This window comes from Agathobaculum ammoniilyticum, from assembly GCF_025567315.1.
Classification (GTDB): domain Bacteria; phylum Bacillota; class Clostridia; order Oscillospirales; family Butyricicoccaceae; genus Agathobaculum; species Agathobaculum ammoniilyticum.
This window is the reverse complement of record NZ_JAOQJE010000002.1, coordinates 108,247-123,547: the sequence shown is the minus strand read 5'-3', so window position 1 is coordinate 123,547 and position 15,301 is coordinate 108,247. Positions and strand designations below refer to the sequence as shown.

The window sequence follows — 15,301 nt, the reverse complement described above, 5'->3', positions numbered from 1 at the left end:
AGAAAATGATACCAAAGAGAAAGTCGCATTGACAGAGGAACAGGAACAAGCCTTATTGTCATTTATCAAGTCGGACAATGTGTATCACAAGCATTATGATGATGTGCTGATACTGTTAAAAACAGGACTTCGTATCTCGGAACTGTGCGGACTGACAGTAGCCGATATTGATTTCAAGAATGAAGTTGTGATTATCGACCACCAGTTACTAAAGAGCAAGGAACAGGGCTATTATATTGAAACACCTAAAACAAAGAGCGGAATAAGGCAAGTGCCATTAAGCAGAGAAACGATACAGGCATTTCAACGAGTTATGAAGAAACGCCCAAAGGCAGAACCATTTGTGATAGACGGACGGAGCAATTTTCTATTTATCAATCATAAAGGCAAGCCCAAAGTTGCGATTGATTACAATATGCTTTTTGTCCGTATGGTAAAGAAATACAACAAGCACCATAAGGATAACCCTTTGCCACATATCACACCGCATACACTACGCCATACATTCTGTACAAGACTGGCAAGCAGGAACATGAACCCGAAAGATTTACAGTATATCATGGGACATTCAAATATCAGTATCACAATGAACTGGTATGCTCATGCGTCCATAGATACCGCAAAATCAGAGGTTCAGCGTCTAATCGCATAGAAGTATTTACCACGATTTTAACCACGATTGACAGGGAAAATATAAGAAGATAGACCTAGATATGCGAGGTTTACCACAAAAGCAAAATGCCCGTAGAGCCTATAAAATAAGGCTTTACGGACATTTGAGAAGATATAAAAAGATAGTCAAAAAGACATATATAATTTATATCGAATGATACAAAAGATACAGAACGACAGTTCAAGTTAAGGAGGTCTATATGAAGAAGATTATTTATTATCTAATAGCATCGGTTTTCCTCATGTTTATTTTACCGTGGCTTGCTGTTACATTAGTACCAAATGACGCTGGAATGATTACCACTGTTTTTTTGCTTTTTACTGTTAATCCTATTTATTCTATAATCGTTGGCGTATTTGCAGGCAAGAATGTTAAAACTTTATGGTGGCTGCCAATTGTTACAATTATCATTTTCTTAGCAGGTACATGGACATTCTTTGAAATGGGTGAGCCGGCGTTTTTATTGTATGGCGGATGTTATCTCTTAATTAGCATTATTGCAATGTTGGTTAGTGCATTTGCGAATAAAGAAAAAGTTAAGTCCCGACCTGTTAAATAAAACATAATTATATCATAAAAGCTCCGCCTATTCAAAGGGTGGAGCTTTTTCTGCGCATTTCGACGAAGAAATTATTCGGTAAGCCTAGATCAGTCCAAAGGGTAAAAGGGAGCCTCTGCCCTCCGTTCTTTCATTTAGCTTTATGAATTTCAGCTCCATCCATTTAACGAGTGCATTATCAGGTAAGCTGGAATCCCTCCAATTGGGAAAAAAACAGTCGAAAGGAAAAATATTCAGCAGCCTCCGAAACGAAGCCCGCGGCCGCACGGCATTTTTCCGGCGGGAAGGAGCGGAAAACGGCTGAAAGCCCCGTTTTTTACCGTCCGTTCACGCTTCGCTTGACAAGCCGTGCTATAATATATAGGTTATCAACCCAAGTTCCCTGAAGGGAGGAAACCAAACATGACCGACGCTTTACAGCGCCTTCTGGATACGCTGACCGTCTTTCTGGCGGAAAACCCGCTCGTCGGCGCGTGGTACACAACGGTCGTCCGTTTTGTGTTCCCGCTGCTGGCGCTGATGATCCTGGTCGGCGCGATCCGCTCGCTGTGGAAAGTCAAGCATCCGGACGAGGTCTGGGGCTATCTCGGCATGGCCAACGGCGTGCGCCTGCCCATCACCCACTGGGAAAACATCATCGGCCGCGCGCCCGCGTGCGACGTGCAGCTCGAATACCCCTCGGTGTCCCGCCAGCACGCCGCGCTCATCCGCGAGGACGACGGCTCGTGGACGGTATACGACCTCGGCTCCAAGGGCGGCGTCAAGGTAAACGACCTGCCGGTGGACGAATACGCGGTCGTCGAGGATGGGGACACGCTCTCGTTCGGCGGCATCCCGACCATGCTGGTGCCGATCTCGGCCGAGGAAAAGCGCGAGCAAATGGCCGAGCGCCGCGTGGAGGGCCGGCCGGCCGGCATGTGGGGCTCGCTTGTGCTGCTGACGCTGTTCCAGGTGCTGACCGCGCTGCAGCTCATCGTTGCCGCGGGCGAGAACGCCTCCGTTACCGTCCCGCTCACGTTCCTCACATTCACGGCCGTGTGCTGGGGCTATTTTATCGTGCTGCGCTCGTTCCGACGCATCGGCTTTGAGATGGAAACCATCGCCTTTTTCCTGTGTACGCTGTCGCTGGCCGTGACCGGCTCGACCGTGCCGGACGAATGCCCCAAGCAGCTCGTCGCCATCCTGATGGGGCTGGCGATCTTCCTGGTCCTCGGCTTTTTCCTGCGCGACCTGACCCGTGCGCAGAGGGTGCGCTGGATCATGGGCGCGGCGGCGGTCGGCATGCTGGTGATCACGCTGCTGATCGGGTCAAGCGAGGGCGGCGCCAAGGCATGGATCCGGCTGGGCGGCCTGTCGCTCCAGCCCTCCGAGCTGGCCAAAATCTGCTATATCTTCGCGGGCGCGGCCACACTCGACCGCCTGTTCAACAAGCGCAACCTGTGGCTGTTCATCGGCCTGACCGGCATCTGCGGCGCGTGTCTGGCGCTGCAGAACGACTTCGGCACCGCGCTGGTGTTTTTCGTCACCTTCCTGGTCATCGCCTACCTGCGCTCGGGCGACTTCGCGACGCTCGGCCTGATCTGCGCGGGCTGCTTCGCCGGCGGCATGGTGCTGCTGACCGTCAAGGGGCATGTTGCGGCGCGCTTTGCCTCCTGGGGCCATATCTGGGAGGATGTGTACGGCGCGGGCTTCCAGCAGACCCACACGCTGACCGCCGCTGCTTCGGGCGGCATGATCGGCGTGGGCGCGGGCAAGGGCTGGCTCTCCGGTCTGGCCGCGGCGGACACGGATATTGTGTTCGGCATGCTGTGCGAGGAGTGGGGGCTGGTAATCGCTGTGCTGACCGTGCTGTGCATCATCACGCTGGCTGTGTTTGCGGTGCGTGCCTGCCGCGCGGGACGGTCGAGCTTTTACACAATCGCGGCCTGCGCCGCGACCAGCCTGCTCGTGTTCCAGACCTGCCTGAACGTATTCGGCGCGGTGGATATCCTGCCGTTCACGGGCGTGACCCTGCCGTTTGTCTCGAACGGCGGCTCGTCCATGCTGTCCGCGTGGGGCATGCTCGCCTTTTTGAAGGCCACGGACACGCGCCAAAACGCTTCGTTCGCGGTTCGGCTGCCCAGCCGGCGCGAGCTGCGCGGGGAGGTGGATTGAGTGCGGAAAATCGAAAAACGCGGCGTGTTCTGCCTGATCCTCGCGGCTCTGCTGGGCGTCGGGCTGCTGCTGTTCTGCTTCCGTTTCGTGGTGGATGGCGGCGACTGGGCCTCCTATCCCTATAACCGCCACCTGTACAGCAATTCCGGCCAGCTCAAGGGCGGCACCATCCTCGATCGGGACGGCGACGTGCTTTCCTCGCTGGATGAAAACGGAAACCGCACCTATTATCCGGACAGCGCCGTGCGCCGCGCCACCCTGCACGCGGTCGGTGATCCGGCCGGCAACATCGGCGCGGGTGCGCTGACCGCGTTCGCGGACAAGCTTTCCGGCTATAACCTGCTGACCGGCGTGTATTCTCCGCTCGGCACGGGCAACAACCTGTACCTGACGATCGACGCCTATCTTAACAATATCGCTTATCAGGCGCTCGGCGGCATGAACGGCACGGTGGGCGTGTACAACTATAAGACGGGCGAGATCCTGTGCATGGTATCCACGCCGTCGTTCGACCCCGCCGACCCGCCGGCCATCGATCCGGACGACCCCTCGTGGGAGGGTGTGTACGTCAACCGCCTGCTGTCCGCGAACTCCATCCCCGGCTCGATCTTCAAGGTGGTCACACTCAACGCGGCGGTCGAGAACCTGCCCGACCTGTTTTCCCGCACTTGGAACTGCACCGGTTCGGTCGAAATCGGGGGCGATACGGTCACCTGCCCGTATGCGCATGGGCAGATGGACATTGAGGATGCGCTGGCGAACTCCTGCAACGGCGTGTTCGGCCAGCTCGCGGTCGAACTGGGTGGGAATACCATGCAGAAATATACGGACGCGGCCGGCCTGACCACCGCCATACGGGTGGACGGCATCCGCACCTCGGAGGGCCGCTTCAACTTTGACGGAAACGACAACCAGCTCGCCTGGGCGGGTGTCGGCCAGGGCGAGGATACCATGTGTCCGATCAATATGATGCTGTATATGGGCGCAATCGCCAACGGCGGCAAGGCCGCCCTGCCGCGCCTGATCGAAAAAACCACCACGGACTACGGTTTGCCGACCGGTCTTTACTTCGCCCATAAGTCGGATAAGCTGATCGACGCGGACACTGCGGATACCATCGCGGATATGATGCACAACAACGTGATCGAAACCTATGGACAGGACCGCTTCCCGGGCATGGACATCTGCGCCAAGTCCGGCACGGCCGAGGTCGGCGGGGGCAAGACCCCAAACGCCTGGTTCACCGGCTTCCTGCGCGACGAGGCGACCCCTTACGCGTTCATCGTGCTGGTGGAAAACGGCGGCGGCGGCTCGTCGGTCGCGGGTACGGTGGCCTCCAGAGTGTTGACCGCAGCGGTCGAAAAGGGCTATTAACTCTCCGCAGCGGACGGACATACGGATAGGAAAAAACACAGGGGCGCCGAAAGCACATGCTTTCGGCGCCCCTTGCCGTCCCCCTTACCGTCCCGCGGCGGCAGGCAGCGCCCGCCCCATGCGGCGGCAGGATGCAGGCTTTTTCCGGCGGCGCAGCGCGCGGCCTGTGAAAAACAGAAGCGCGGCGCATAAGATAGAAAAGGCCAGCCCGCCGGCCGAAACCGCGCCCGTGTCCGACGCCCCCGCCGCCAGAAATAAGATCGCGCCCCCCGCTGCCTGCAGGGCACTGCCCAGTCTTTTTTTCATCCGGTATTCCTCCGCTTCCTTTTGATGGCTTCAGTATAGCGGATTGCTTGTCCGTTAAAACGGACTTTCCTATAGAGACGGTAATTTTGCGGCAGGCGCGGCCGGAATACGCCTTTTTGTCACGCTTTTTCCATATATGTCAATTTAACTATTGCTTTCCTATTCAAACAGACGAACATATGGTCAAACTGCTCAAAAATTCCTTTGAAATTTGTCCATCCAAATTATTCCATCGTCTTGACGAAAATATTTTCACTTTGTATAATAAAAATGAAAACAATACCGATAGGAGGATGACAGTATGCTCGATCAGGTCAAAGGCGGGTTGATCGTATCCTGTCAGGCGCTGGAAAACGAACCCCTGCACTCCTCGTTCATCATGGGGCGCATGGCACGCGCAGCGGCCGAGGGCGGCGCCGTAGGCATCCGCGCCAACACCGCGGCTGATATCAACGAAATCGCCCAAAACACCGACCTGCCGATCATCGGCATCGTCAAGCGGGACTACGAGGGTTCCCCCATCTATATCACCCCCACGCTCCGCGAAATAGAAGAGCTGGCCGGAACGGGCTGCGCCATGATCGCGTTTGACGCAACCGACCGCCCCCGCTATCAAGACGAGACGCTCGGGGACTTTTTCCAAAAGGCCCGCGCCGCCGCGCCCGGCAAGCTGCTGATGGCGGATATCGCCACGCTGGAGGAGGCGGTCCGCGCGGAGCGGCTCGGCTTTGACTGCGTTTCCACCACGCTCATGGGCTATACCGCCCAGTCCGCGGGACACAATATCGCGGACGACGATTTCTCCCGCCTCAAGGCCATTCTCGCCGCGGTACATATTCCGGTCATCGCGGAGGGCCACGTCGATACCCCGGCCAAGGCGCGCCGCTGCATCGAACTGGGCGCGCACGCGGTTGTCACCGGCGGCGCGATTACCCGTCCCCAGCTGATCACCAAAGCTTTTACCGACGCGATTTACGCAACGTAAAGCGGGCGCAAAAAAAGAGCGCCGGAGCGCTCTTCCGATTCAAAAATTCCGGTGGAACAGGGTATACAGCGCGCGGTCGCGGTTTTCCCTGCATTTCGGGTCCTCCAGCAGCCGATAGGTAATCGCATCGATCAGGAACACCAGGGGCATCTGGGAATTGATGAACTTCTCGTCCCCCACCTGCCCGATGTCCCCGGCCAGCAGGATGGCGTCCGCCATCTTCGCCAGCTCGGTGCGGCTACTCTGCGTAAGCAGGCATATCTGCACGCCCGCCGATTTCGCGATCCGGCACGCGCTGACCACCTCGGGCGTTTCGCCGGAGTTGGACACCGCGATAATCAGGTCCTTCGGCGAGAACAGGCTGGACTGCACGCGCATCAGGAACGTATCGGTCATCACGCTTGAGGTAAAGCCCATCTGCACCAGCCGCATGTTGAACTCGCTCGCGGTCAGGCCCGAGCTGCCCAGGCCGAAGATCAGGATTTTGTCCGCCTGGTGAATTCGGTCGACAAACGCGTCCAAGTCCTCGGGCTGCACCAGCTCGCAGGCCGCGTCCAGCGTGCGCTCGTAATAATGGTCGATGCGGCGAATGGTCTGGTCGGGCGTCTGGCCCGGCGTCCCCTCGGCTGCCAGCAGGGTCTGGAATTCGATATAATTCCGGTAATCCAGCTTTTTGCAGAAGCGGGTCAGCGTGGAGTTGGACGTGCCGATGGCCTGCGCAAGCTCCTGGCTGGCGATCGACGCTGCCTGCTCCGGATGGGCGACGATATAGGCGGCGATCTTCTGTTCACTTTTGCTGAGCCGGAAGCCGAAAAACTGCAGCCGGTTTTGAAAACTCAGATCAGCCATGGTTTCCTCCTGAAGATAGTTTATTCTTTAACAATCATAGTATAACCGTCGCGATTTTGCAACAGGCAAACGCAAAAACGCCGAAAAAAACGCGGCGCCGTCCCCCCAACCCGTGGGCAAACCTTCCACAAAAAGGTCCAACATAGAAAAGGAGAATGCATCATGAACAAGAACCTCAAAGTAGGCGTCATTGGCTTCGGCCAGATGGGCCAGATCCATGCAGGCATTTATAACAAGCTGCCCGGCGTAGACCTCGTCGCGGTATGCGAATTTAACGACGAGCGCCGCGCGGAGGCGGAAAAGGAGTACGGCTGTCAGACTTATAAGAACTATAAGGACCTGCTCGAAAATCCGGAGATCGACGCGGTTTCGATCGTCCTGCCCGACAACATGCACCGCGAGGCGGTCGAGATCGCGGTCGCCAACAAAAAGCACATCCTGCTCGAAAAGCCGCTCGCCAAGGAGCTGGCCGACGGGGAGGCAATGTACGAGATCCTCAAGGATTACGACAAGGTGTTCTCGCTGGGCTTCCTGCTCCGCTTTGACCCGCGCTTCAACATGATCAAGCAGCGCCTGGACGCCGGCGAGCTGGGCGACATCATCCATATGTACTGCCGCCGCAACAGCCCGATCGTCGGCCCCCGCCGCTACATCGGCGCGTCCGACCTGTCCATGCACGTCATGATCCACGACATCGACTATGTCAACTGGTTCATGGGCTGCAAGCCGGTCAAGGTGTTCGCCAAGGCCCGCAGCGTGCTGCTCAAGGAATACGGCATGGACGATGTGATTTACGCGCTCGTCACCTATGAAAACGGCGCGGTCGCGTGCCTTGAGGCATGCTGGGTGCTGCCGGAGAATTCGCCCACGATCATCGACGACAAGGTCGAGCTGGTCGGCACCAAGGGCGTGGCCTATGTCGATGCGTGCGACAACGGCGTACGCTTCGTGACCGGCAGCGGCGTCCTGTATCCGGATTCGCGCCACTGGTACAACTGCAACGGCGCGCCGTCTGGCGACCTGTCCGAGGAGATCATGGCCTTTATCGGCAACATCCTGAGCGGCACCAAGTCCATCATCACGCCGGAGGACGCCCTCAACACGCTCCGCGTGGTCGACGCGATCGAGCGCTCGATCGCGGAGGGCAAGGAGGTTTCCCTGTAAGCATTCCCCGCGCTTTTCCACATAAAGAGAAACGGTAGAGACTCATTTCACGGATTTTAAGGAGGGCAAAAGAATGTCAGTACGAGTAAAGGTGCAGAAATTTGGTAGCAAGCTCAGCAGCATGGTCATCCCGAATCTGGGCGCGTTCATTGCCTGGGGCCTGCTGACCGCAGTCGGCATCGCCATCGACAACGACATGCTCCGCAGCTTCATCACCCCGATGCTCAACTACCTGCTCCCGCTCCTGATCGCATTTGCGGGCGGCAAGATGGTCTATGACTACCGCGGCGGCGTGATCGGCACGGTCGCCACCATCGGCGTCATCATCGGCTCCAGCGTGACCATGTTCATCGGCGCAATGATCCTCGGCCCGCTTTCCGCCTGGATCCTCAAGCAGTTTGACAAGCTGATCGACGGCAAGATCCCGATGGGCTTCGAGCTGATCGTCAACAACTATTCGGTCGGCATCATCGGCGCGATCATCGCCGTGATCGGATGCGTATGGCTTGGGCCGGCGATCGCCTCCCTGACCGGCGTGTTCGCCGCTGGCGTGGATTTCCTGGTGCAGAACAATCTGCTGCCGCTGACCGCAATCCTGATCGAGCCGGCCAAGCCGCTCTTCCTCAACAACGCCATCGGCCAGGGCATCCTGACCCCGATGGGTACGCTGCAGCTGGAAAGCCTGGGCAAATCCGTCCTGTTCCTGCTCGAATCCAACCCCGGCCCCGGCTTGGGCGTGCTGCTCGCTTACATGTTCTTCGGCAAGGGTTCTTCCAAGTCCTCCGCGTGGGGCGCTTCCATCATCCACCTGTTCGGCGGCATCCATGAGATATACTTCCCGTTCGTGCTGATGAACCCGATCCTCATCCTCCCGCTGATCGTCGGCGGCGCGTGCGGCACCCTGATGTTCACCATATTGAACGTCGGCCTGGTCGGCGTTGCCTCCCCCGGCAGCATCATCTCCATCATGCTGATGTCCTCGCCCGGCGACCAGCTCAAGATCTGCCTGGGCATCCTGGTGGCGTGCGCAATTACGTTCGTGCTGTCCATCCCGCTGATTAAGCGCGCGGGCGGCGGCGACGACGCTTCGCTCAAGGAAGCGGCGCAGACCATGAACGAGCTGAAGGGCAAGAAGAGCCGCATTTCCTCCGTATTCGAGAGCATCGAAGACTTTGACTTCTCCAAGGTTACCCGCATCGCCTACGCCTGCGACGCCGGCATCGGTTCCTCCGCCATGGGCGCGACCGTGCTGCAGAAAAAGTGCAAGGCCGCCGGCCTGGACGACGTTACGGTATTCCATATCGCAATCGAAAACCTGCCGACCGAATGTCAGGTAGTCGTCACTCAGGAGCTGCTGCTCGACCGTGTCAAGGACGTGCAGAAGGACGCCTACTGCATCGCAGTGACCGACTTCATCAACGCGCCCCAGTATGACGAGCTGATCGAAAAGATCAAGCAGGCCCGAGAAAACAAGCAGTAACAGCCTGTAAGGGCGGCGCCGCCGCTGGTCCAGCGGCGGCGCTTCCTTTACCCGTTTATTGAAAAGAGAGTCAGTATGCTGAAAACGATTATCATGGATTTTGACGGCCTGATCGTCGATACCGAGGTCGTATGGTACCGGATCTATGTCGAATGGTTCCGTGTACACAAGCAGTACGACCTGTCCGTGCAGGAATTCCTGGCCTGTGTCGGCTCCAATGCGGAGGACCTGTTCCGCAAGCTGGACGCCAAGGGCATCCACGTGGACCGCGACGCGTTCGCGCAGGACACGCTGGCGTGCTTCATCGAGGAAAGCGGCCGCCTGCCGGCAAAGCCCGGCGTGGAGGACTTCCTGAAAAGCGCCAGGGAAAACGGCCTGTCGGTCGCGCTGGCGACCTCCTCCGGCCGCAAAAAGCCGACCGTACACCTCGAACGCCTGCACCTAATGCAGTATTTCGACCTGCTGGTCACGGCTGAAGACGTCGAACGCATCAAGCCCAACCCCGACCTGTTCCTCAAGGCGGCCGAAAAGCTCGGCTGCACGCCGGCCGAGTGCCTGGTGGTTGAGGATTCGCTCAACGGTCTGCTGGCCGGCCGCAACGCGGATATGCGCGTGCTGGTCGTACCCAACGACGTGACCAAGTATTGTACCTTTGAGGGTCAGTACCGCCTGTGCGATTCGCTCGCGGACGTGGACGTACCCTCGCTGATCGCAGAGTTTTAGGAGGAATCATTACCATGCTGTTAGAAAAGATCACGGCAAAGGATGTGCAGATCGGCCTTGCGGCCGCGGACTGGGAGGATGCGATCCGCCAGGCGGCGGCCCCCCTGCGGGACGCGGGAGATATCGAGCAAAGCTATATCGAGGGCATGATCGAATCCGTACACAAGAACGGCCCGTATTTCGTGCTGGCAAAGGGCCTGGCGCTGGCGCATGCGCGGCCGGAATGCGGCGCCAACCGTCTGGCGCTCGCTTTTTCCACGCTCAATCCGCCGGTATCGTTCGGCGCGGGCGACAACGATCCGGTCCGCCTGATTATCACCCTGGCCGCGACCGACCCTGACAGCCACATCGACCTGCTCGGCGAGCTGGCCGAGGTCCTGATGGACGACGGCCGCATGGAGCAGCTTTTCTCGGCCAAAACGCCAGAGGAGTTCTGCGCTCTGCTCGCCTGAACCGGCCGCCGGAAGGATGGATACGCAATGGTTCTATGCTTTGATATTGGCGGCACCTCGATCAAATACGGCGCCGCGCACGATCCCGGCGGGGAAATCGTTTTCTCCTCGCGCTGGGAAACGCCGACCGACGCCAAAACGCTCGGCGGCGCGGGCGTGGAGCGCAAGCTGCTCGACCTGATCGGCGGGCTGGTCGGCAAGTACAACCCGTCTGGCATCGCGGTCTCGACCGCCGGCATGGTGGACCACCGGACGGGCGTAATCCTGTACGCCAATGAAAATATCCCCGGTTATACGGGGCGCAACCTCAAAACCGCGGTCGAGCAGGCGTTCCGCCTGCCCTGCGCGGTCGAAAACGACGTCAACTGCGCCGCGCTTGGCGAGGCCGCCTACGGCGCGGGGCGGGGCGCGGACAGCGTGCTCTGCCTGACCGTCGGCACGGGCATCGGCGGCGCGGTCGTGCTGGACGGAAAGGTCTGGCACGGGCATGCGGGCAGCGCGGGCGAGATCGGCTACATGCCGGTAAACGGCCGTGCGTTCGAGCAGCAGGCCTCGACCACCGCGCTCATCCGACGCGTTGCAGAGCAGACCGGCGAAACGCTGGACGGGCGGCAGATCTTCGCCCGCGCGCAGGCGGGCGACACGGTCTGCGCGCAGGAGATCGACGCGCTGTGCGGGACGCTCGCGCAGGGCGTCGCCGCGTGCATGTGCGTGATGGACCCCGCGGCGGTCGTGCTCGGCGGCGGCATCATGGGGCAGAGTGCCTATCTGCGCCCTCTGCTCGAGAGCCATTTGCAGCGCTTCGCCAACCCGTTCATGCTGGCACACACCCGTCTCGCCTTTGCCGAGCTGGGCAACAGCGCGGGCATGGCGGGCGCGTACCGCTGGCTGCAGCAGCAAGCCCTGTAACACAATCCGCCGTCCCCCAAGGGGATGGCCCCCCCCCCCCCTTACTGCTCCGTACTGCGGGGCGGCAAAAAAGGCTCCTATCCCGAAAGGATAGGAGCCTTTCCTTTTTTAGCGGAACCAGCCCGGCTCCACCTGTTCGCGCAGCGGCAAATCGCGGAACACCGCCGCCGCTGCCGCGAGGAAATCGTCCGGTCCTGCCGCCTTACGCAGCCGCTTGCCGTATTTTTCACTGTCTGCAAACAGGTTCAGGTGGTAAAACCAGACCTCTTTCATGCGCAGCATCGCGATCCGGCGGTCGCCGAACGCGGCGCAGTAGCGCTCGTACAGGGTATTGTGGAACGCCTCCAGCACCGTCTTATCCGCACGCGGGCCGCCGCGCAGCCGCGTGACCAACGAGGGGTCACCGACCAGCCCGCGGCCTATCATCACCGCCCGCACCGCGGGGTACCGCGCGCCGACCGCGGCGGCGACCGCTTCGCTGGCAACGTCTCCATTATAGCAGACCGGCATGCGGCACTGCGGCAGGGCTGCGGCAAACGCCGCCTCGCGCACGCCGCCCCGATAAAAATCCACCCGCACGCGCGGGTGGATGGTCAACTCGGCAATCGGATAGCGGTTGTAGACCGCGAGCAGGCGGTCAAATTCCGCGGGGTCGCGCACACCCAGGCGCGTTTTGACCGACACCGCCGCCCTGCACGCCGAGAATACCGCGTCAAAAAACCGGTCCAGCTCGTCCGGATGGGCGAGGAAACCCGCGCCCTTGCCCTTGGCCGTTACCGTACCCGAGGGGCATCCAAGGTTCAGGTTGACCTCCGGATAGCCCATCTCCGCCAGGGCGTTCGCCGCCCAGATGAAATCCGGAGCGGACCTGGTCAACAGCTGCGGCACCGCAGGCACGCCCGCGTTGGCCTCGGCCGCGACGTCGCGCTTCTGGCGCGGGGTCAGACGGCCGTTCGCGGTCGGCGTGATAAATGGCATGAAATACTTGTCTATCCCCGGGAAATACGCATGATGCGCGCGGCGGTAGACCGCGCCGGTCACGCCCTCCATGGGGGCGAAATAATACTGCATGGAAAAACCCCTTTTGTCAATTGATCCCATTGTGTTCTATTATAACGGGATTTTCCCTTGCCCGCAAGCGGCTCAGCTTTTGGATTTCGGCTTTGCCAGCAGGGCGAACAGGCAGCCGAACACGATCGCCGCCGCGATGCCGCCCGCCGCGCCGGTCACGCCGCCGGTGAACACGCCCAGCAGGCCGCTTTCCGCGACCGCCTTCGCCACGCCCTTGGCCAGCGAATAGCCGAAGCCGAGCAGCGGCACGGTCGCGCCCGCGCCCGCGTAATCCACGAGCGGTTGATACACCCCGATCGCCTGCAGGAACACGCCGATCACCACCAAGCTAACCAGAATGCGCGCGGGCGTCAGCTTTGTTTTGTCAATGAACACCTGGCAGACCGCGCAGATCGCGCCGCCCACCCAAAAGGCATTGACATATTCCATCCAGTTCATGCGCCGCTCCTTTCGATCACGACCGCGTGGCAGATGCCCGCGATGGGCTGTCCCTGCTGCACCGAGGTCGGGCTCATCATTGCGCCCGTGCCGGCGAACACCAGGCGCCGGAGCCGGCCGCCCTCCATATCCCGCAGCAGCGGGCCGCACAGCACCGCGGCCGAGCAGCCGCAGCCCGAACCGCCCGCATGTGCGTCCTGTTCATCCCCGAACAGCAGGCTGCCGCAGTCCGAGTACACGGGCGACAGGTCGATCTTATCCTCCCGCAGCAGGGTGAGCAGGATATCCGCCCCCACATGGCCGAGGTCACCGGTCACGATGCAGTCGAAATCGGCCGGCTGCGCACCAAGGTCGGACAAAAGCGTAGAAAGCGTGTCGTAAGCGGCGGGGGAAGACGGTTTTTTAGGACCATTAGGGTCCCCTGCTCATGCGGTTTGCCCATGATCCTGAATATAGTCCTTTGCCGCCGCATAAGCGTCCGAGAATTTAAACCGGATTGTGATGCTGCCGCCTTCATGCACATAAATCATGTCGATCAGCTCGACAACGGCCTCACGCGTCAGCTTTTGCAGATTACGGTACTTGGCGAACTGGGACAAGAACGAATTGGTTTCATCCACACCGTTCTGCACCTCGTCAATTCGTGCCTGTATCGAGATAATGCGAGCATCCAGCTTCGCCTGCCGCTGTTCAAACTGTTCCTTGAGCCGGTGATATTCGTCACGGGAAATATCCCCTGCCTTCCAGTCCGGATACAGAGAGAGTTTCATCTGCTCAATACGGCTACGCTCTGTTTCCAGCTGCACCCTCTCGTCCACCAAATGCTTTACGGAGCGGTTACGCGCGCCACTTTGATTAATTGTCGCAATCAGCTCGTCCATCTCGACCGCCAGCGCGATCTGATGCCGCAGGGTCTCCAGGACCGCCTGCTCCAGCCGGTCGCTGCGGATGGTGTGCTTGGTGCAGGCGCCGCTGTGCTGCTTCTTGAATGTGGAGCAGATATAATAATGGTAGTCCCCATAGGGCTGGGAGATCTGCTTGCGGTTCATCGCCCTGCCGCAGTCCGCGCAGCGCAGAAAGCCGGAAAACAGGTAGACCTCTTTCTTCGCCGGTGCGGTACGCGTATCCCGCTCGAACAGCGACTGTACCCGCTCGAACAGGTCGCTCGGAATAATCGCCTCGTGCGTTTTTTCGACCGCAATCCACTCCTCCTCCGGCACCGCCTCGCTGATATGCAGCTTATAGCTTTTGATGCGGTTTTTCCCCTGCACCATCGTGCCGGTGTACAGCCGGTTTTTCAAAATGCGGCGCACCGAGCTGTCCGGCCACAGGCCGTCGAGCTTTTCTGCGGCCGGATGCCGGTAGTTCATCCCCTGTGCGCGCTTATAGGCGGCGGGGTTGGGTACCCCTGCCGCGTTCAGCCGCTTGGCGATGCCGAGCACGCTCATGCCGCCGGCAAACCAGTCGAAAATATCACGCACAACCGCTGCAGCCGGTTCGTCGATCAGCAGGCGGCTGTGGTCGTCCGGCGCCTTACGGTAACCGTAGGAGGCGAACGAGCCGATGAACTTCCCCTGGCGCCGCTTCAGGTCAAGCGAAGCGCGCACCTTGTTCGAGATATCGCGGCAGTATTCATCGTTGATGATGTTTTTAAACGGTACAACCAGATTGTTCATCGAACGCGGGTCAAGGAAGCTGTCCACCTGGTCGTTGACCGAGATGAAACGGACGTTCAGCATAGGGAATACCCGCTCGAGGTATTCGCCCACGCCGACGTAATTTCGTCCGAAACGCGACAGGTCCTTGACGATCACGCAGTCGATCTTCCCCGCCCGCAGCTCCTCCAGCATGCGCTGGAAAGCCGGCCGGTCGAAATCCGTTCCCGTACACCCGTCATCCGTATACAGCCGCGGATCGACCATATCCTCCCGCGCGGCGGCGAATTCGGTCAGCAACTCGCGCTGGCTGACGATGCTGTCGCTCTCCTCGCGGTCGCCGTCCTCGCGGGACAGCCGGACATACAGCGCCGGCTTCCACAGCCGCGCGCGCGGTCTGGTGGACCGTTCCTCATATTTACTTTTTCTTGCCACTGGCATGCCTCCTTCTTTCAAATGGCACGCCGAAAGCTGTGTTTTGCGTCAATCATTGTACCATATCCGCAGGT

15 protein-coding genes and 1 pseudogene are annotated in these 15,301 nt (G+C 59.5%); 10 read left to right on the top strand and 6 right to left on the bottom strand.

Annotated elements, in window-relative coordinates; all coding sequences use genetic code 11:
- From OCV66_RS03120 to OCV66_RS03105, 4 genes are all read left to right on the top strand, one after another.
- Window positions 1-652, top strand: a 652-nt coding sequence (locus tag OCV66_RS03120; RefSeq protein ID WP_262563711.1) for a site-specific integrase, incomplete at its 5' end; no start/stop codon positions are given.
- Between the two features lie 220 nt (window positions 653-872).
- Window positions 873-1,232, top strand: a complete 360-nt coding sequence (locus OCV66_RS03115) for a hypothetical protein (RefSeq protein ID WP_107631371.1) — start codon at window positions 873-875, stop codon at window positions 1,230-1,232.
- A gap of 402 nt (window positions 1,233-1,634) precedes the next feature.
- Window positions 1,635-3,386 carry an FtsW/RodA/SpoVE family cell cycle protein gene (locus tag OCV66_RS03110; protein ID WP_107631370.1) on the top strand — a complete coding sequence of 584 codons (1,752 nt, stop codon included), beginning with the start codon at window positions 1,635-1,637 and terminating at the stop codon, window positions 3,384-3,386.
- Entirely contained in the window at window positions 3,387-4,760 is a 1,374-nt protein-coding gene (locus OCV66_RS03105) for a penicillin-binding transpeptidase domain-containing protein (RefSeq protein WP_054326550.1), read from the top strand.
- 84 nt (window positions 4,761-4,844) lie between these two features.
- On the opposite strand, the gene OCV66_RS03100 is transcribed toward OCV66_RS03105, so the two are convergent.
- Entirely contained in the window at window positions 4,845-5,066 is a 222-nt protein-coding gene (locus tag OCV66_RS03100; protein ID WP_054326551.1) for a hypothetical protein, read from the bottom strand.
- A 301-nt stretch (window positions 5,067-5,367) separates the two neighbouring features.
- On the opposite strand from OCV66_RS03100, the gene OCV66_RS03095 reads away from it, so the two are divergent.
- A complete protein-coding gene (locus OCV66_RS03095) occupies window positions 5,368-6,051 on the top strand; it encodes an N-acetylmannosamine-6-phosphate 2-epimerase (RefSeq protein ID WP_147573766.1) in 684 nt (227 codons plus the stop codon).
- A gap of 39 nt (window positions 6,052-6,090) precedes the next feature.
- Here OCV66_RS03095 and OCV66_RS03090 read toward each other — a convergent pair whose 3' ends face one another.
- Window positions 6,091-6,900, bottom strand: coding sequence for a MurR/RpiR family transcriptional regulator (locus OCV66_RS03090; protein ID WP_054326553.1), 810 nt, complete (start codon window positions 6,898-6,900; stop codon window positions 6,091-6,093).
- 162 nt (window positions 6,901-7,062) lie between these two features.
- Here OCV66_RS03090 and OCV66_RS03085 point away from each other — a divergent pair, with 162 nt between their 5' ends.
- The 5 genes from OCV66_RS03085 to OCV66_RS03065 all read left to right on the top strand — a co-directional run bounded on the left by OCV66_RS03085 (window position 7,063) and on the right by OCV66_RS03065 (window position 11,628).
- Complete coding sequence (locus tag OCV66_RS03085) at window positions 7,063-8,064, top strand: Gfo/Idh/MocA family protein (RefSeq protein ID WP_054326554.1); 1,002 nt, start codon at window positions 7,063-7,065, stop codon at window positions 8,062-8,064.
- Between the two features lie 73 nt (window positions 8,065-8,137).
- Entirely contained in the window at window positions 8,138-9,544 is a 1,407-nt protein-coding gene (locus OCV66_RS03080; RefSeq protein WP_107631369.1) for a PTS mannitol transporter subunit IICB, read from the top strand.
- Window positions 9,545-9,619: 75 nt separating this feature from the next.
- Entirely contained in the window at window positions 9,620-10,267 is a 648-nt protein-coding gene (locus tag OCV66_RS03075; protein ID WP_054326555.1) for an HAD family hydrolase, read from the top strand.
- A 14-nt stretch (window positions 10,268-10,281) separates the two neighbouring features.
- Window positions 10,282-10,719 carry a PTS sugar transporter subunit IIA gene (locus tag OCV66_RS03070; protein WP_054326556.1) on the top strand — a complete coding sequence of 146 codons (438 nt, stop codon included), beginning with the start codon at window positions 10,282-10,284 and terminating at the stop codon, window positions 10,717-10,719.
- A gap of 27 nt (window positions 10,720-10,746) precedes the next feature.
- Window positions 10,747-11,628 (top strand): ROK family protein, encoded by an 882-nt coding sequence (locus OCV66_RS03065; RefSeq protein ID WP_054326557.1) that lies wholly within the window; start codon window positions 10,747-10,749, stop codon window positions 11,626-11,628.
- Between the two features lie 108 nt (window positions 11,629-11,736).
- Here the strand turns inward: OCV66_RS03065 and OCV66_RS03060 are convergent, their stop codons facing one another.
- The 4 genes and pseudogenes from OCV66_RS03060 to OCV66_RS03045 all read right to left on the bottom strand — a co-directional run bounded on the left by OCV66_RS03060 (window position 11,737) and on the right by OCV66_RS03045 (window position 15,227).
- Window positions 11,737-12,699, bottom strand: coding sequence for a tRNA dihydrouridine synthase (locus OCV66_RS03060; protein WP_262563705.1), 963 nt, complete (start codon window positions 12,697-12,699; stop codon window positions 11,737-11,739).
- A gap of 72 nt (window positions 12,700-12,771) precedes the next feature.
- Window positions 12,772-13,128 carry a stage V sporulation protein AE gene (gene spoVAE, locus OCV66_RS03055; protein WP_107632161.1) on the bottom strand — a complete coding sequence of 119 codons (357 nt, stop codon included), beginning with the start codon at window positions 13,126-13,128 and terminating at the stop codon, window positions 12,772-12,774.
- Window positions 13,129-13,133: 5 nt separating this feature from the next.
- Window positions 13,134-13,517: pseudogene (locus tag OCV66_RS03050) on the bottom strand (stage V sporulation protein AD); the annotation flags it as partial.
- A 45-nt stretch (window positions 13,518-13,562) separates the two neighbouring features.
- A complete protein-coding gene (locus tag OCV66_RS03045; RefSeq protein WP_262563703.1) occupies window positions 13,563-15,227 on the bottom strand; it encodes a recombinase family protein in 1,665 nt (554 codons plus the stop codon).
- Window positions 15,228-15,301: the final 74 nt, after the last annotated feature.